Here is a 17,051-nt window from a genome sequence, read left to right as displayed (position 1 = left end):
CCAAACATCGTATTATGAGAACAGTATTATTATTTTTTATTTCGCTCAGTACATTTTTTAACGCGCATAGCCAAGCGGTTCAAGCTTATACCACAGTGGAAAATATAGATTATGTGGAAAAGCCGGTCTCCGATTACCAACGCGCCCAATGCCAATTGGATATACACTATCCAACGGAGGGCGAAAAAAGGCCGATCATTATATGGTATCACGGCGGCGGGCTGACAGGCGGGCGGAAGGAAATCCCCAGTTTTTTAAAGGAGAAGGGTTATGTCATTGTCGGGGTGGGCTATCGTTTTTCACCGCTCGTGAAAGTAGAAGATATTATACAGGATGCTGCGAAGTCGGTTTCATTTGTCTTGAAGCATGCAGAAAAATATAACGGTGATGCGGGTAAGATGTTCCTGTCGGGTCATTCCGCAGGTGGTTATCTTGCACTCATGCTGGGACTTAACAAACGCTATTTGAAGGAAGAAGGCTTGGATGCCAACCAACTGGCAGGCATCATTCCCTTCAGCGGACAGGCAATCACCCATTTTACGGCGCGCAAGGAGCAGGGGGTGGATGAGAAACAGCCCACTATCGACGCCTATTCCCCATTGTTTTGGGTACGTAAGGACGCTGCCCCGATCGTTCTGCTGACCGGTGATCGGGAAAAGGAAATGCTTGGCAGGTATGAAGAAAATGCCTACCTCAAACGAATGCTGAATGTCGTAGGCCATCGGGATACAAGACTGTTGGAATTTGATGGTTATGGGCATGATATGGTTTACCCTGGTTTGCCCGTATTGCTGGATGAAGTAAGCCGTATCCTGAAACAAAAAGATACAAATTAGTAATTTCCGATAATAGACTTTTTCGACCTTCAGGCCACCAAGGGATCAGCGAACTATGCTGATCCTTAATGGACGGCTTATTCCTCAAGATTTGGCATTCGCTCTCCTTTATAATAATACTGTTTGTCGCGCTCGTCGATAGGCCGAATGACACGGCAAGGGTTGCCAGCGGCCACAACATTGGCCGGTATATCTTTCGTCACGACAGATCCGGAGCCGATCACCGCATTTTTACCAATGCTGACACCGGGATTCACAACTGTGTGGCCCCCAATCCAAACGTTATCGGCTATGTTTATTGGCTTCGCAAACTCCCAGCCCGCCGCTCGCGTCTCTGGATGTACGGGATGCCCTGCGGTGAAAAGGGATACATTTGGTCCGATCAATACATTGGCTCCAATCGTAACCGGTGCACAGTCCAAGATGGTGAGATTAAAGTTTGCGTAGAAGTTGTCTCCCAAAAAGATATTATAACCGTAATCACAACGAAACGGAGGTTCTATAAAAAACAAATTGGTTGTTCTGCCGAAGAGCTTTTTTAGGAGCTGGTTTCTTGCTTTTATTTTAGAGGGCGCTAAGTTGTTAAAAATATGGAGTTGCTCTTTGGCGTACTGTCTTTCGTCAAACAATTCTCTGCCCATAGCGCGATATATTTCTCCGGCAATCATTTTCTCTTTCGATGATTTCATCTGATGGTTTTTGCGATTCTAGGATTAAGATACTAAAAATGTTGATGAAAGTATCTAGGAATCGACAAAAGGAGGGGGGGCTTCAAATTGTCATCTGGAAAATAGCTTTTCTAGCTTTATGTACAATAATGTGTATTTTTACCGGGAAAAACAGAGAACGACTATGTTAAAGGAACTACATCCGAGGGCGGTATGGACGCATTTTGAAGCGTTGAATGCGGTGCCCCGAGGATCAAAGAAGGAGCAGCGCGTCATTCAGTTTATGTTGGATTTCGGCCATGGATTGGGCTTGACTACCGCTAAAGATGCCGTGGGCAACGTGATTATCCGTAAACCAGCTACGCCCGGTATGGAAGAACGGCAACCTGTGGTGCTACAATCCCACTTGGATATGGTACATCAAAAGAATAACGATACGGAGTTTGATTTTGATAACGAAGGTATTAAAATGTTCGTCGATGGTGACTGGGTGCGTGCAGATGGAACAACCCTTGGCGCAGACAATGGTATCGGTGTTGCCGCGATCATGGGCGTGCTGGCGGCAACGGATATTGCACATCCACCGCTGGAAGCGCTGTTTACGATTGATGAAGAAACCGGAATGACCGGAGCTAAAGGGTTGCAAGGCGGATTGTTAAGCGGTAGTATCTTGCTCAACCTGGATACGGAAGAGGATACGGAAATCGATATTGGCTGTGCCGGAGGGGTTGACATAACTGCCCGCTTAGCTTATGAACCAGTCACACCTTCTGCCCTGATGTGCTACTACCTGCTGGAAGTGAAAGGTTTGCAGGGTGGACATTCGGGTATGGAAATCCATAAAGGTTTGGGCAATGCTAATAAAATCTTAACGCGTTTGCTCTATAGATTGACTTTAGCAGGCGCACGCTTGTCGAGCATCGATGGTGGCGGGTTACGGAATGCTATCCCGCGGGAAGCTTCAGCCTTATTGGCTTTTGAAGATCCAGACGAACAAGTTGTGTTTTCCGTTTTTGATCAGGAGGTGGCAGTGGTGAAAGCGGAGTTCGCGACCGTTGATGGCGGGTTGCAGATCAGCCTACTAAAAGTGGCGGCAGCGCCTGTTACCTTGTTACCTTTGGCTGTGCAAGAAAAGCTGCTGAAGGCTTTGTATGCGGCGCCAAATGGTGTATTTCGGATGAGCGCTGATTTTGTAGGTCTCGTGGAAACCTCCAATAATATGGCTCGGGTAGCGGTGAAGGATGGAGATATTGTTGTCAAATGTCTGACGCGTTCTTCGGTGGAATCGTCGAAATGGGATTTAGCAACCGCGTTACAGAGCTGTTTCGAGTTGATGGGGGCATCGGTTTCTTTCTCGGGCGATTATCCCGGCTGGACACCGAATCCGCAGTCGAAGATTTTGGATGTGTTAAAATCTACCTACGCATCCCTTTTTGCGGATGAACCTGAAGTGGTGGCATGCCATGCCGGATTAGAGTGCGGTATTTTAGGCACCAATTACCCCGGGATGGATATGATATCCTTTGGACCGACCATTTTGGGAGCGCATTCGCCGCAGGAAAGGGTATCGATTTCTTCAGTACAGAAATTTTGGAAATTTTTGCTGCAGATACTTCGGCAGATTCCAGTGACAACGTAAAAAAAAGGGGCGCCCATAATGGACTGCCCCTTTCACTTTGTTTCAATATAGCTGTTTAGTTTGAGCTCAAATCAAGGACAAAGTCTTCCTTCGCCAAACGCACTTTCTTTAGATTGGCCAACCAATCGTTTTCGCTATCGCGATAGCCTAAAGCTAATATCGTAACGGATTTTAATCCCCATTTATCAAGCTCTAACAACTCGTCCAAAGCAACATTGTTAAAACCCTCCATAGGTGTAGCATCGACTTTCTGTTCTGCTGCTGCGGCAATGGCCAACCCAAAACCGATGTAAGCCTGACGCGCGGCATGTTGGAAATGTTGCTCTTTACTTTGCTGTTGGAAGTTGCTGAACAATTGATTTTTATAGTCGTCTGCAAATCCCTGAGGCAAATTGCGTTCTTTCTCTTGTTGCGCAAACACGGAGTCAACACGCTCTTTGGTGTATTCATCGTATGCAGCAAATACCAGAACATGAGAAGCATCGACAATTTGGCTTTGACCGTAAGCAATAGGCTGGATCTTGGCTTTCAATTCCGGATCGGAAATCTCAACCACTTTAAAAGGATGCAAGCCTGATGAAGTAGGTGCTAGCCGCGCAGCTTCAACAATATAGTCTACTTTTTCTTGTGCAACCGCTTGGCCATTCATCTTTTTGGTTGCATATCGCCACTGTAAATCTTGTAGTAAGCTCATTTTTTTATTTTTTATTAATTAGGGTATACATAAAACTTTCTATAGCATCTTTGAATACAGGGGTCGGTTCCGCTGGAATCACCGTATTCGAAAGCAATTCAATGGAAATAAACCCGTGCAACATGGACCAAAAGGTTTTCAGCTTCAGGTAGATATCAGTGTGCTCTTGCCGATGGCTTTGAGCCAATTTTTCGATGGCCACTCGCATCATGTCAGACATCTGTTTCATCTCTGCTACACTATTTACCGTTTCGCAATGAGGGATGCCCAAACTGAACATAATCCGATAATGCGCTGTTCGACTGGCTGCAAACCGCCAATAGCTATACGCGATCTCGCGAATACGCTCATCATCGCTAGCCGTCTGTATTTGGCGCATTTCCTCAGTCAATTTTGCGAAACCATCCTTGATGAAGTACTCTTGGATAGCCTCCTTATTTTCGAAATGCTTGTAAATAACGGGTACGCTGTACTCGATGGCATCTGCGATACGACGGATAGACAGCGCTTGCCAACCTTCTTCAGCAATGATATGCCATGACTCGGCAATGATTTGCTGTTTTATCTCTTCCTGCTGCCGTGCCTTACGATCGTTGATACCCATTCTTGTTTAAACATTTTGTTAACAGTGTTATCAAAAGTAACGATATTATTTTATTTTCAAGTGGGTTAGTTATAAATAGACAATAGTTTGACATAGCTACGGGAATCTATATTCGCTATATTTATACCATGCAAAATTTCGAAACGCCCGAAAAGATATCACTTGTACTCGGGAGTGGTGGTGCACGCGGTCTGACACACATTGGTGTGATACAATATCTCGTAGCGCATGGCTACGAGATTGATGAGGTTGTGGGCTGCTCGATTGGAGCATTGGTTGGTGCGGCATATGCTTGCAATCGTGTCCAGCAACTTGGCGATTGGATGAAGACCTTAACCAAAGCTCAGGTTTTTAAACTGATGGATTTCACAAATCCGCGCTACGGCTTACTAAAAGGGGAGCGGGTCCTGACGATATTGCAGGATGTATTCGAAGATGTATTGATAGAGGATCTCCCATTTAAATACACGGCGGTGGCGACCGATCTCGAACGGGAAGAAGAAGTGCTGTTCATGGACGGAAGCATTTACAGTGCTATCCGTGCCTCCATTGCCATTCCAGGTGTCTTTAAAGGTGTGTTGCAGGGCAACCGATTTTTGGTGGATGGGGGTGTTTTGAACCCTTTGCCGCTCAACCACGTAAGTAAACGGGGCAATACGGTGATCGCAGTTAATCTAGATGGTTTTCCTACAAAGGAAGAAGGTTTTGTTGCGAAGCTTAATCCCGTTGGTCTGCTGCAGGAATCCTTTTATGCGATGCGACGCCGACTGAGCACGCTGAGCCTAGCCTACTACCAACCAGACTACACCATCACGATTCCGCATGATGCTGCCGGGGTATGGGATTTCCACCGCTCCAAGGAATTGATTGACTTGGGCTATGCACTTGCTGAAAAAGCGCTTCAAGTCTAGATCTGGGAATCACATGTTTGCTAGGAAGTCGCTCAATAATTTATTGAATTCTGCAGCATCTTCCAAATTCGGCAAATGTCCTGCGCCCGCTATTTCTACAAATTGATTATTGGGTATGGCATTGGCCAAATCCATCATGTCCTGTTTTGCGGTAATCTTATCTTGCGCACCACGTACTAATAGGGTAGGTACTTCAATGTGGTGTAAGGTTGCTGAGGTGTCTGTTCGTGCTGCCAAGGCCAATAATGTCGCACATATGGTGCTAATGCTGTTCCTTCTGATGCTACTTTTTATCATCTCAATCGTATCGGGATACTGCTCTATACTGGCGGGAGAAAAGACATTCTCTACGAAACCGATCGCAAATGGCCTACGTCCATGGCTTAATACCGCTTGAATACTGTCAAATCGCTTTTGTTTTGCCACGTCACTATCCGCTTTACTATGCGTGTCAGCGAGCACCAATCCACTTATCTTCTGTGGAAACAGTTCATAGGCGCGTAGCGCAATATATCCGCCCATGGAGATACCGCATAGAACGGCATGCTCGATTTGGAGGCGATCCATGAAGACACGAAGATCCTTAGCAAATACATCTATCGAGAAAAAGCCATGTCCAGAAGTGCTGTTACCATGTCCGCGAATGTCCACTGCAATAGCCTCTATATGATCGGGCAAAGCTTCAAGTTGCGGACGCCACATGTTTTTATTAAAGGGGAACCCGTGAAGGAAAATGATGGTTTTTGCTGCTACGCTTTGGGCCTTCTTATGGTAGTAGGAGATGCTGATATCGCCAATTCTGATTTTATTGCTTTTAATTAAGCGTTCCGACATGTTAGTGAGGTTTTATTCTTTATGTAATTATGTTTTAATCAACAATATATATACCACAGATTGTATAGAGGCCGTTTTTTTTGAAAAATAATTTGGAAAAAAGGAAAAAGTGCCGATATTTGCAACACGGAAGACGAAAATCAGTGTAAATACTGCTGCAGTCACCAAAGTTTGCGCTCATAGCTTAACTGGATAGAGCACCTGACTACGGATCAGGAGGTTAGGGGTTCGACTCCCTTTGAGCGCACATTTTCTATTTCTATCCATATTCCTTTTTCATTTATAATTTTTTGAGCAACATCCGCTAAGGTCAACAGGTTGAAGTTGTTGCCATATGCCGCGCTTACCATTGCTTTGGTTCTTTAGATCTTATCCGAATACGCGGTCTTTTAACTCTCCTGGGGTCTGAACAGAAAATCGATATGCACATCGCCATAAACTTCTTTCTTTTGATACGTAAGATGTTAAGCGTTTACAAGGTTCGAAATGTAAAAAAAAATTTGCAGGGAAAATTCAATTTCCTATATTTGCATCACCAAAACGGAAAGGGCAATACGCCAAAATGTAATGGTTGCCGCGCTCATAGCTTAATTGGATAGAGCACCTGACTACGGATCAGGAGGTTAGGGGTTCGACTCCCTTTGAGCGCACTTAGTACACGAAGCCTAATTCTCTATCGGATTAGGCTTTTTTTTTCGAACATAGAATATTAAATACTACACACTATGCTAAACCTTGTCTTATTCGGTCCTCCAGGTGCTGGTAAGGGTACTCAATCGGAAAAGCTTATTGAGAAATACCAATTGGTACATATTTCTACAGGCGATATCTTTCGTGCACACATTAAAAACCAAACAGAGCTGGGGCAACAGGTAAGCCAAATTATTGCGGATGGTAACTTGGTTCCAGATTCCATTACTATCGCCATGTTAGAAGAGGAAATTAAAAAAAATCCAGGCGCTAAAGGTTTTATATTCGATGGTTTTCCGAGAACCGTCGCACAGGCCGAGGCATTAGATGCATTCCTGATGTCCATTGGTCAGCAGATTTCTGGGGTCGTGGCGCTGGATGTAACGGAGGAGGAGTTGACCCAGCGTATTGCGAAAAGACAGGAAATCTCTGGTCGCGCAGATGATGCTGCTGATAAGTTGAAAAAACGCATAGAAGAATATTTTAGCAAAACCATACATGTACTACCGTACTATGAACAACAAGGAAAACTTGCTAAAGTAGATGGCATCGGAGAAATTGATGCAATTTTCCAATCGCTAACGGCGATTGTAGACCAGTATTCATAAATAAAAAAGAGGTATGGCCCAAGGCTCAAATTTTGTAGATTATGTGAAGGTGTGTTGTCGCTCGGGGCACGGTGGTGCCGGTTCGGCGCATTTGCACCGAGACAAGTTCACCGCCAAGGGAGGACCCGACGGTGGTGATGGAGGTAGGGGTGGCCATATTATCCTAAAAGGGTCTACGCAGCATTGGACATTGCTACACCTAAAATTCCGTAAACATATCATTGCGGCAAATGGTGAGCCTGGTGGTTCTTCACTCCGTAGTGGAGCTACTGGTCGGGATGAAATCTTAGAGGTTCCGCTTGGCACCGTCGCCAAAGACGCCGAGACGGGCGAAGTATTGTTTGACATCACAGAAGATGGTGAAACTAAAATTCTGACGCCAGGTGGAAAAGGCGGATTGGGCAATTGGCATTTCAAATCTTCCACACAGCAAACACCGCGTTTCTCCCAGCCTGGACTTCCAGGCCAAGAGCAATGGATTGTATTGGAATTAAAGGTGTTGGCAGACGTTGGGCTTGTGGGTTTTCCAAACGCAGGCAAATCAACACTCCTTTCAGTCGTCTCGGCAGCAAAACCTGAAATTGCCAATTATCCGTTTACTACGTTAGTCCCTAACCTGGGTATTGTCGGTTATCGGGATAACCGGTCTTTTGTTATGGCGGATATTCCAGGAATAATCGAGGGAGCGTCCCAAGGAAAAGGTTTGGGCTATCGCTTTTTGCGGCACATCGAAAGAAACTCGGTGTTGCTGTTTATGGTTCCGGCCGATACTGATCGGAGTATTCAAGAAGAATACCAGATTTTGCTGAACGAGCTGACAGCTTACAATCCAGAGTTGATCGATAAACCTCGTTTGTTGGCGGTAACGAAATCAGATATGTTGGATGATGAACTGGAAGCTGAAATGTCGCAGACGTTACCGAAGGGAATCCCTACGGTCTTCATATCATCAGTTGCAGGGAAAAATATTCCGCAGCTGAAAGATATGATTTGGAAAGCAATTAACGAGTAATGATTACAATCATATAAAATACCAAAGCAGCTATTTAGCTGCTTTTGTATTTTATATGATAGGGAAGAGCCTGCTTTCGACAACTATTCTGAAGTTGGCCTGAAGGCAATCAAAAAATTGCTTGTTTACCGGCTCCGGGTTTTGCTCGATTAGATACGGGATGACTACCTGTCCTTGTCGGAGATGTAGCTTATAATAGCCATAAAGCATATCCCTGTTCTTCTGTACCGATTTGACTTCGCTTACGGATTTTACGTCATGAAAGATGTTGAAATGCAGCTCTTTGCCATCTGTTTGTTGAACAAATACATCTCCCTGTTGTGGGTCGAAGTATAGCCTTTGCTTTCTTAATGCCTTAATGTGATTGCTGTATACAAATAATTGACCGAACAGATAAAGGCTTAGTGGAAATGCAATCCATAATATTTTGATTTTAAAGCCTATAATAAGTATTAAAAGAAATAATAGGGCACCTATGCCAGCTGTAACCATGGTGCTACGTGCCGCTTTGGATAGTAAGCTGGGGCTGGTGTCTAACAGTTGCAGGCTATGCATACGGCTGTGCGCTACCACGGTGCGTACCGGGGCAGTCATCATCAGCCGTCTTGAGACGTAATACACTAAAATAGCCAGTAAAAGGAAAATCAGCAAGAAGCGCATCGGTATATTTTAGTATTGTTCGTTTTCGTTGGGATAGTCGCCTGCTTTCACGTCCGCCGCATACTTCGATGCTGCCTCCACCACCCCGTTATATAGTTGCATGTATTGCCGCAAAAACTTGGGTTTGAAATCTTTGGTAAAACCTAGCATGTCATTGACCACAAGAACTTGTCCGTCACATCCGTTCCCGGCACCGATACCAATGGTAGGGATAGAAAGTGCGTCGGAAACCTCCTTAGCAAGCTTCGCCGGTATCTTTTCCAACACAATAGCAAAACACCCAATCGCTTGTAAAGCCAAAGCGTCGGCTTTCAATTTTTCAGCTTCAGCTTCCTCCTGAGCGCGCACGCCAAAAGTGCCGAATTTGTTGATAGACTGTGGAGTCAAGCCCAAATGCCCGCATACGGGGATGCCCGCATCGACAATTTTTTTGATGTTGTCCAAAATCTCGACACCACCTTCCAGTTTCAATGCATGTGATCCGGATTCCTTCATCATGCGAACCGCGGCTTTGAACGCATCTTCCGCAGTGCCTTGGTATTCGCCAAAGGGTAGATCGACCAGTACCAAAGCCCTTTTTGTGCCACGGGCCACTGCACTTGCATGATAGATCATATGATCCAACGTCATTGGGAGTGTGGTTTCGTAGCCTGCAAAAACATTGGCTGCCGAGTCGCCCACCAACAAAATATCTATGCCGGCCTCATCCAAGGCCCTCGCTGTCGAAAAGTCGTAAGCCGTCAACATGCTGATCTTTTCACCCTGCTTTTTCATCGCGAGTATGCTGCTGGTGGTCACCCGTTTGATTATCTTGTTTACTGACATCTGTTTTGTATTTGTAAAGCAAAACTAAATAATTAAAACAGAAATATGCCAAATAATCCCATAATGCCGATCATCGCTCTTTAATCTACCCTATATTTCTTATTTTTGTGGCCATGCAGGAAAACGAAAATCGTTTATTTAAATTCCCGAAATTTCAGGACTTGATCATTTTTGAAGATGATAATTTAATTGTCATCAACAAACCACCGTTTGTGGCGTCTTTGGATGACCGTAGTGGCGGAGAAGTGAACATCCTTCGGTTAGCGAAAAAATACCACGCTGATGCACAGGTTTGCCATCGCTTGGATAAGGAAACGTCCGGCATCCTATTGATTGCTAAAAATCCGGAGACCTACCGCTTGGTATCCATCGAATTTGAGCGACGTCGTGTCAATAAGGTTTATCATGCCATTATTAGCGGTACGCATACCTTCGATAATTTGATTGTCGATCTACCGATCCTTAATCAAGGCAACAAAAATGTATCCATTGACCGGGCGAATGGAAAGCCTGCCGAGACGATATTCAATTCTTTAACATACTACAAGCACTATACCTTGGTGGAATGTAAACCAATCACGGGAAGGATGCACCAAATAAGAATACATTTAGCTACGCAGCGGGCGACTATCGTGGGCGATAGTATGTATCGGGGTAAACCTGTATTTCTGTCCCAGATTAAGAAGCGGGGTTTTACAATGGCCAAAGATCAAGAGGAACTACCTATTATGAAACGTTTTGCTCTGCATGCCCGCTTCGTTAACCTCAGCATTGATGGGAAAGTTTATACGTTTGAGGCACCCTACCCGAAAGACTTCGCAACATTGTTGAAGTTGTTGGAAAAATTTGATAGTTAATCGATGAATAGCATGAAGGATAAAAAAAAAGTATGGAAGATTATAGGCAACGTGGTGTTTATTATGCTGATTGCTGCCCTGATCATTCCAACTAGTCGATCTTGGTTCCAACAGGGTCTCATGAAGATCGGGCTCTTCAAACCTAATTTGGAACAACCAAGCGCTGCGCCTGCAGCACAAAAGCAGCAAACCGTAGGGGATCGTTCAAACATCTCGTTCAGCAATGATAAAGGCGAGATCATTTCGGTGGCGAATTTATCAGGAAAAGTTGTCTTCTTAAATTTTTGGGCCACATGGTGTCCGCCATGCAAAGCCGAGATGCCGTCTATACAAGTTTTAAAGGATAAGTTTAAAGGGAACGAGCAGGTGGTCTTTATGCTGGTTGAAATTGAGGGAGAGGCAGAGAAGGCACGCGAATTTATGAAGCAAGGAGACATGGACCTGCCGATTTATTTTCCGGAAAGCGAAATTCCCGAAAGCTGGTTGGGTCAGTCCATTCCCACAACGGTAATTTTAGACAAAGAAGGACAAGTAGCTGCGCGCCATGAGGGTATGGCGGATTACTCCCGGAAGGAAGTCTTCGATTTTATAACGACTTTAACTGATAAATGATGAACAGAGCGGAACTCGTTCGTGCGATAAAGCATAAAAAAACCTTTTTGTGTGTGGGCTTGGATACGGATCTTACGAAGATACCGGAGCATTTACTAGATGATGAAGATCCAATTTTTAGCTTTAATAAAGCGATTATCGAGGCGACGGAGGATCTATGCGTAGCCTATAAGCCTAATATTGCTTTTTATGAGTGCTATGGTGTCAAGGGCTGGCAATCTTTGCAGCGAACCTGGCAAATCTTGCCAAAAGAATGTTTCAGTATTGCCGATGCAAAACGAGGCGATATCGGTAACACCTCAGCCATGTATGCGCAAGCTTTTTTCGATGAAAAGGTTTCCGGGCTCGGATTCGACTCCATTACAATCGCTCCGTATATGGGAGAGGATTCCGTAAAGCCATTTCTCGCTACCCCCAATAAATGGGCTATCGTTTTGGCGTTAACATCAAATATCGGAAGCAAGGATTTTCAAAATTTCACCAATGAAATGGGAGAACAATTGTATGAAGCGGTAATAAATAAGGTGAACCGTTGGGGAACGAAGGAGAACACGATGTTTGTGGTAGGTGCGACTAGAGGAGAGGCCTTTCTGCAAATCCGCAAACATGCACCAGATCATTTCCTGCTGGTGCCGGGTGTAGGTGCGCAGGGTGGGTCGTTGGAAGATGTTTGCCAATTTGGTATGAATGCCGATTGTGGATTGTTGGTGAATAGTACACGTGGAATTATTTATGCGTCGAAAGGAAAGGATTTTGCTGAACGCGCTCGCGAAGAAGCATTTCTGCTCCAACAAACGATGCAGGCCGAACTGGAGAAAGCCGGTATTGTATAAAGCTAGTTTATCTAGCTTTTGTTTTTTAGATCTATTTTGGCACAATAATTATGCGGTAAGGGTGGTGGAACAAAATATACGAATTAAATCCGTACAGCTATTGGCGTTGTCGATCATGCTGTCTTTTTGCGCTTGCAGCTCAATCTATATGCCAAACGTTCCTGCTACACCGATGTTTCGGGAGCAGGGAGAGGTATATCTGGCAGCACATAGCAATGTGAAAGGTAATATCAGTGGCCAAGCCGGTGTAGCGGTTGGCAAACATGTAGCCGTGATCGCCAATGGATCCTACATCGACCGCGGGGGCGAAAGCAGCAACAACCTATTCAGACAACAACTTGTGGAGGCTGGCTTAGGTTATTTTACCAAAATTGGGAAGGACAAGAGGCAAGTGTTGGAGGTGTATGGCGGTTACGGATTGGGCTCCTCGACCGAGGTAGACCGCCGAGCGACTACGATCGGAATGGAACCGGTCGAGACCCGTGCAATGGATTTTGATAAGATATTTGTACAGGTGAATTATTCATCCACGAGGAAGCAAAAGTTGAATCTATTCGGCAAAAGAAGGGAGCTGAACTACGGTACAGCGATACGTGCGAGCCGCGTTGGGATGACAAGCTTCCTAATTAATGACTTAGAAAGTCCGAAAGAAGAAGCTTTCTTTTTTGAGCCGCTTTTTTTTACTAGAATGGAACTTCATAAGGGCCTTCAATTGCAATATACCAACGGTTTTAATTTCAATGTGTTGGAGAATGATTACCTGAAGGCAGGGAATGCTGTTTTTACGTTGGGCGTCACGTACAACTTTGGTGGTAAAACTTATAGGAAATAACACGATATGATGAAAAATAAGAAATTAAGCCTTTTGTGCTATGCGTTGTTGATCTTTTTGATCAGCGGTTGTGCGGTAACCAAAAATAATATCGATGCACTTGCAAAATGTGACTATTCGGTGGAATCGCTACAGGATGTGCGACTTGCTGGTAGAGCGATTGATAGCTACACGGCCGGTAATAGCGTTAATATTGCTTCGTTACCCGCCGTAGCGTTGGCCATGTTACGCAAAGATCTGCCCTTGGAAGCACGCGTCAACATGAAGATCAGCAATCCTACTTCAACAAGAACATCAATAAACTCTTTTAAATACTTAATCGAGATTCAAGGGAAGCCTCTGTTTGAAGGCGATGTTAATCAAAATGTACAGCTCGCCACAGGTGAAAGCACCACCGTTCCGCTGTCTTTTAAGGCCAATATCTTCGGTGCAACCCAAGAAAAGGGTCTAGAAAGTGTATTGAATGAACTGTTCACGCGCGAAGGAGAAGGTTTTTTAGTGTTGAAAATCAAGCCTTCCATACGGATTGGGAGTAGCAATATTTATTACCCGGGTTACATCACGGTAGATCGGAATCTCGCAAAAAGCATCCGCAAGCTCGTTATGTAGCAATGCGGTTTAAAGAGATGCTGTCTGTATAGAACTACGGCATGAAAAAAAGGATGCGTCCTTTTTTTCGTGTTTCAGGCTAGATCAAGGCTGCTATCTGTTGAATGTGTAGCCCATTGTCCATTCAATGAAATCTGCTTTCCCTTTATGTGCTTTAATGGACACACCTGCATTGATGTTTTTGTATACATAATAGCGTGCACCAGCCCGGAGAAAAATGCGGGTAATTTCTCCGTTGAAATATTGTTTGTGTAGATAGTAACCTACATTTCCGTTTAGTACCAAGTCACGGGTCAATACGTGTACGAGGTAATAGGATGGTCCATAAGATAATTTTGAACTGAGACGACCACTTTTGTCTCCGGCTATTTCATCGTTGTTGCCAGATTCGGAATAGAAAATATCGACGCCCGCCCCCATGCGCCACTTGTGCGATACGTGTTTACTTGCATAGGTGCTCACCGTCATTTTTAAGAACCGACGATCAATATCTCGTTCCAATTGTTTCCAACCCATGCCGTAGTTGATATGGTACATGATGTTATCGTTGTATGGTTCAATATGACTTTTATCGGGCAATGTAGTCTCTCCATAAGGTTGATAGGTGATGGATGCTGTAACAGGGATTAGGTTTACTCCTTTGTTGGGCAAGCGCATGGCTCCGTTGGAAAAATGGTGGAAGGCCAGACCTGCCCCGGCACGCCAATGATTATTCAATTTATATTGTGCACGAATACCTAAATCTATAAAGACGTTGTTGCGTGCGCCAATTACGATGTTTAGCGGGTTTGTTTCTTCATCGTAAGGCCTGAAGTTTCCAGATATGCCTAAGCCAATACGGTAATCAAATCCCCATCGCTCATTTTCCAAATTACCAAATGGTGATTGCATAAAACCGTAAAGCGCGTAAGGGCTGCCGATAATATCTGTATTAAACGTGCTGCTGTAGAGCCCAATCCCGTATATTGGATTATTGTATAGTTTGAAGTACTGGTCGCTACTGTGTTGTATTTTCCATCCAACCTTTAGATTGACGCCGTTGTAGTAAGCTTGCTGAAATGCAGTCTGTTTTACTTCTCGAGATGCTAAAATCCCACCATTTTCTACCTCCAATTCGATTATTAGCGGATTTCGCGGAGCTTTAGCGGCAGGGATACTATCTGTTTGCGCAACCGATGCTATTGTCCAAAACAAGGCTAGGCCTGTTATATAGCGTATTTTTTTCAATGTATGTTCCAACTATTTGATAACTTTGCGCGCAAAGTTATTAATTTCCGAGAAATTACCGAGGAAGAATTCCTTTTTACAATATTGCAATATCAGTCTTTACTTTTGTATGTCAAATTTCCTGATTATTTTGTTCTGTTTGTTTGCTGGATATTTGCTGAAAGAACGGCATGTTTTGCCTGCAAATAGTTTTAAAAGCATTAACGTTTGGATTATCTACATAGGATTGCCAGCTACCTCGTTTCGTTATTTGCCGGGTTTGCAATGGAACAATGATTTTTTTGTGTTGTTGCTGACACCCATTTTTGTGTTGCTTGGCGCCATTGTATTTATGAGGCTGTGGCAAACCCGTGCGGGATTCTCCCGTCGTACAGCCCATAGCCTGATGTTGGTGGCGGGTTTTAGTAACACATCGTTTGTCGGCTTTCCGCTTGTCGCAACCTATTTTGGTGAAACGGCTCTACGTTGGGCGATCATCAGCGATCAAATGACTTTTTTTTTGTTGTCCAGTGTGGGTACTGTCATCGCGATCAAGGGTCAACCCGATAGGAACAGTATGATTTCGCCCAGCTATTTGCTCAAGCGTGTTCTGTCATTTCCTCCCTTATGGGGATGTTTAGCTGCCTTGTCTATCCCTCATTTTATTGATTTATCGCCTCTAGAAAGCTTTTTCGCCCAACTGGCAACTACCGTTTCTCCCTTGGCATTATTCTCTATTGGTATGCAGCTTTCATTTTCATTTTATAGATCAGAGATGTGGGCTGTTGGTATCTCTTTGATGTACAAACTGCTCATGGCGCCGATTTTGTTGCTGGCGATCTGCTATTTTTCCGGTATTCGGGGCCAGGTTCCGCAAATTGCTGTTTTCGAAATGGGTATGCCAAGTTTGGTAGCAACCAGTATGCTTCTGCAGCAGTTTAACCTAAATAGTAAATTGGGCCATACTGTCATTGGTTTTAGTATTTTATGTGGTCTGCTAACTACCAGATTGCTTTATTCGCTATTGATTTCCTTTTTGTAACTTGCTTGTTGTAAAGCTCGCTTAGTGTATTTTTTACAATATAATTTCTATATTTAATTCCGATTTATAAAAATCTAGGTTGATGATAACGAATATTGTAAAGAAGAGTGTCATTTTTTTTAGCTTGTTAACGGCCGGCTTATGGACTGTTGCACAAACCAAACACGAACGCTACACACAAAAGCTTTCTGGTACAAATCTCGAATTTTCGATGGAAGCGATTCCTGGCGGTATGTTCACTATGGGCAGCGTCAAGGATGGACGGGACGATGAAAAGCCTGCGCATCAAGTTAAGCTCGATCCGTTTTGGATGGGAACCTTCGAGGTGACCTGGGATCTCTATGAACCTTTTGTCTACAAAGACCTTGAAGCGACTAGAACTTTGGATGGAGCGGTTGATCCTGATGTAGATGCCGTCACCCGTCCCACCAAACCTTATTTAGATATGACTTTCGGCATGGGTAAAGAGGGGCATCCAGCTTTAGCGATGACACACTACAACGCCATACAATTCTGTAAATGGCTTTACGTACGAACGGGAGAGTTTTACAGATTGCCGACCGAAGCGGAGTGGGAATATGCTTGCCGTGCGGGGTCCCAAACGGCATACTATTTCGGGGATGATGTGACGAAGCTAACGGAGTATGCTTGGTTTGCGGCAAATAGTGATGCGCAAACCTCGCCGGTCGGAAAAAAGAAACCGAACGCTTGGGGACTATTTGACATGTTGGGGAACGTTGCTGAGTGGACCTACGACCAATACATACCTGATTTTTACCAACAGTTTGCCGATAAGGTAGCAGAAGATCCGGTGGCCATACCAACGACCCTTTACCCACATAGTGTTCGGGGCGGCTCATTCGAAAGCCAAGCAACAGATCTTCGATCTGCGGCGCGCGGCGCGTCAGATCCTTTTTGGAAGCAACTGGATCCGCAGATCCCCAAGTCCAACTGGTGGTTTCCGGAAGCGCCTTTCGTGGGACTACGACTGGTGCGCCCAGTAGTAAAACCTTCGCCGCAAGAGATCATGTCTTACTATGATAAAGCACCAATAAAAGACTTCTAAAGAAACATTATAA

The 17,051-nt window shown here is 44.5% G+C and carries 19 protein-coding genes and 2 tRNA genes; 14 read left to right on the top strand and 7 right to left on the bottom strand.

The features are described 5' to 3' along the window. Positions 1-14: 14 nt before the first annotated feature. Positions 15-836, top strand: coding sequence for an alpha/beta hydrolase (locus tag IE165_RS15550; protein WP_189627560.1), 822 nt, complete (start codon positions 15-17; stop codon positions 834-836). A 77-nt stretch (positions 837-913) separates the two neighbouring features. Here the strand turns inward: IE165_RS15550 and IE165_RS15545 are convergent, their stop codons facing one another. Further along, complete coding sequence (locus IE165_RS15545; RefSeq protein ID WP_189627559.1) at positions 914-1,525, bottom strand: sugar O-acetyltransferase; 612 nt, start codon at positions 1,523-1,525, stop codon at positions 914-916. A 163-nt stretch (positions 1,526-1,688) separates the two neighbouring features. Here IE165_RS15545 and IE165_RS15540 point away from each other — a divergent pair, with 163 nt between their 5' ends. Next, a complete protein-coding gene (locus IE165_RS15540; RefSeq protein WP_189627558.1) occupies positions 1,689-3,143 on the top strand; it encodes an aminoacyl-histidine dipeptidase in 1,455 nt (484 codons plus the stop codon). A 55-nt stretch (positions 3,144-3,198) separates the two neighbouring features. Here IE165_RS15540 and IE165_RS15535 read toward each other — a convergent pair whose 3' ends face one another. Both IE165_RS15535 and IE165_RS15530 read right to left on the bottom strand, forming a co-directional pair. Next, positions 3,199-3,837 carry a nitroreductase family protein gene (locus IE165_RS15535; protein WP_189627557.1) on the bottom strand — a complete coding sequence of 213 codons (639 nt, stop codon included), beginning with the start codon at positions 3,835-3,837 and terminating at the stop codon, positions 3,199-3,201. A gap of 4 nt (positions 3,838-3,841) precedes the next feature. After that, positions 3,842-4,441: a TetR/AcrR family transcriptional regulator gene (locus tag IE165_RS15530; RefSeq protein WP_189627556.1), complete on the bottom strand. Its 600-nt coding sequence runs from the start codon at positions 4,439-4,441 to the stop codon at positions 3,842-3,844. A gap of 128 nt (positions 4,442-4,569) precedes the next feature. Between IE165_RS15530 and IE165_RS15525 the strand changes: the two genes are divergently transcribed. Then, entirely contained in the window at positions 4,570-5,352 is a 783-nt protein-coding gene (locus IE165_RS15525) for a patatin-like phospholipase family protein (RefSeq protein ID WP_189627555.1), read from the top strand. A gap of 9 nt (positions 5,353-5,361) precedes the next feature. Here IE165_RS15525 and IE165_RS15520 read toward each other — a convergent pair whose 3' ends face one another. After that, positions 5,362-6,186, bottom strand: coding sequence for an alpha/beta fold hydrolase (locus tag IE165_RS15520; RefSeq protein WP_189627554.1), 825 nt, complete (start codon positions 6,184-6,186; stop codon positions 5,362-5,364). A 173-nt stretch (positions 6,187-6,359) separates the two neighbouring features. On the opposite strand from IE165_RS15520, the gene IE165_RS15515 reads away from it, so the two are divergent. From IE165_RS15515 to obgE, 4 genes are all read left to right on the top strand, one after another. After that, positions 6,360-6,433 (top strand) — tRNA-Arg (locus IE165_RS15515). A 329-nt stretch (positions 6,434-6,762) separates the two neighbouring features. Beyond that, positions 6,763-6,836: transfer RNA gene (locus tag IE165_RS15510), tRNA-Arg, on the top strand. A gap of 75 nt (positions 6,837-6,911) precedes the next feature. Then, the gene (locus IE165_RS15505) at positions 6,912-7,484 is read left to right on the top strand and encodes an adenylate kinase (RefSeq protein ID WP_189627553.1); all 573 of its coding nucleotides are present in this window, start codon (positions 6,912-6,914) and stop codon (positions 7,482-7,484) included. 13 nt (positions 7,485-7,497) lie between these two features. Beyond that, positions 7,498-8,496, top strand: coding sequence for a GTPase ObgE (gene obgE, locus IE165_RS15500; RefSeq protein ID WP_189627552.1), 999 nt, complete (start codon positions 7,498-7,500; stop codon positions 8,494-8,496). 51 nt (positions 8,497-8,547) lie between these two features. Here obgE and IE165_RS15495 read toward each other — a convergent pair whose 3' ends face one another. Beyond that, positions 8,548-9,093, bottom strand: a complete 546-nt coding sequence (locus tag IE165_RS15495; protein ID WP_189627551.1) for a PH domain-containing protein — start codon at positions 9,091-9,093, stop codon at positions 8,548-8,550. Positions 9,094-9,165: 72 nt separating this feature from the next. Then, on the bottom strand, positions 9,166-9,981 hold the full coding sequence (panB, locus tag IE165_RS15490; RefSeq protein WP_189627550.1) for a 3-methyl-2-oxobutanoate hydroxymethyltransferase: 816 nt from the start codon (positions 9,979-9,981) through the stop codon (positions 9,166-9,168). Between the two features lie 113 nt (positions 9,982-10,094). Here panB and IE165_RS15485 point away from each other — a divergent pair, with 113 nt between their 5' ends. The 5 genes from IE165_RS15485 (at position 10,095) to IE165_RS15465 (ending at position 13,724) form a co-directional block, all read left to right on the top strand. Beyond that, positions 10,095-10,838, top strand: coding sequence for an RluA family pseudouridine synthase (locus IE165_RS15485; RefSeq protein WP_189627549.1), 744 nt, complete (start codon positions 10,095-10,097; stop codon positions 10,836-10,838). A 12-nt stretch (positions 10,839-10,850) separates the two neighbouring features. Next, entirely contained in the window at positions 10,851-11,450 is a 600-nt protein-coding gene (locus IE165_RS15480) for a TlpA family protein disulfide reductase (RefSeq protein WP_189627548.1), read from the top strand. Continuing rightward, the gene (gene pyrF, locus IE165_RS15475) at positions 11,450-12,283 is read left to right on the top strand and encodes an orotidine-5'-phosphate decarboxylase (RefSeq protein WP_189627598.1); all 834 of its coding nucleotides are present in this window, start codon (positions 11,450-11,452) and stop codon (positions 12,281-12,283) included. Before IE165_RS15480 ends, pyrF begins: the two co-directional genes overlap by 1 nt. A gap of 148 nt (positions 12,284-12,431) precedes the next feature. After that, entirely contained in the window at positions 12,432-13,115 is a 684-nt protein-coding gene (locus IE165_RS15470) for a hypothetical protein (RefSeq protein ID WP_229826588.1), read from the top strand. A gap of 6 nt (positions 13,116-13,121) precedes the next feature. After that, entirely contained in the window at positions 13,122-13,724 is a 603-nt protein-coding gene (locus tag IE165_RS15465) for a hypothetical protein (protein WP_189627547.1), read from the top strand. A 93-nt stretch (positions 13,725-13,817) separates the two neighbouring features. Here IE165_RS15465 and IE165_RS15460 read toward each other — a convergent pair whose 3' ends face one another. Beyond that, positions 13,818-14,918, bottom strand: a complete 1,101-nt coding sequence (locus IE165_RS15460) for an acyloxyacyl hydrolase (protein WP_229826587.1) — start codon at positions 14,916-14,918, stop codon at positions 13,818-13,820. A gap of 142 nt (positions 14,919-15,060) precedes the next feature. On the opposite strand from IE165_RS15460, the gene IE165_RS15455 reads away from it, so the two are divergent. Further along, a complete protein-coding gene (locus IE165_RS15455) occupies positions 15,061-15,972 on the top strand; it encodes an AEC family transporter (RefSeq protein ID WP_189627546.1) in 912 nt (303 codons plus the stop codon). Between the two features lie 82 nt (positions 15,973-16,054). Beyond that, the gene (locus tag IE165_RS15450) at positions 16,055-17,038 is read left to right on the top strand and encodes a formylglycine-generating enzyme family protein (RefSeq protein WP_189627545.1); all 984 of its coding nucleotides are present in this window, start codon (positions 16,055-16,057) and stop codon (positions 17,036-17,038) included. Positions 17,039-17,051 lie beyond the last annotated feature (13 nt).

Source organism: Sphingobacterium griseoflavum, from assembly GCF_014653155.1.
In the GTDB taxonomy this organism is placed as follows: Bacteria; Bacteroidota; Bacteroidia; order Sphingobacteriales; family Sphingobacteriaceae; genus Sphingobacterium; species Sphingobacterium griseoflavum.
The sequence above is the reverse complement of the archived record's forward strand: the minus strand, read 5'-3'. Positions and strand labels throughout refer to the sequence as shown.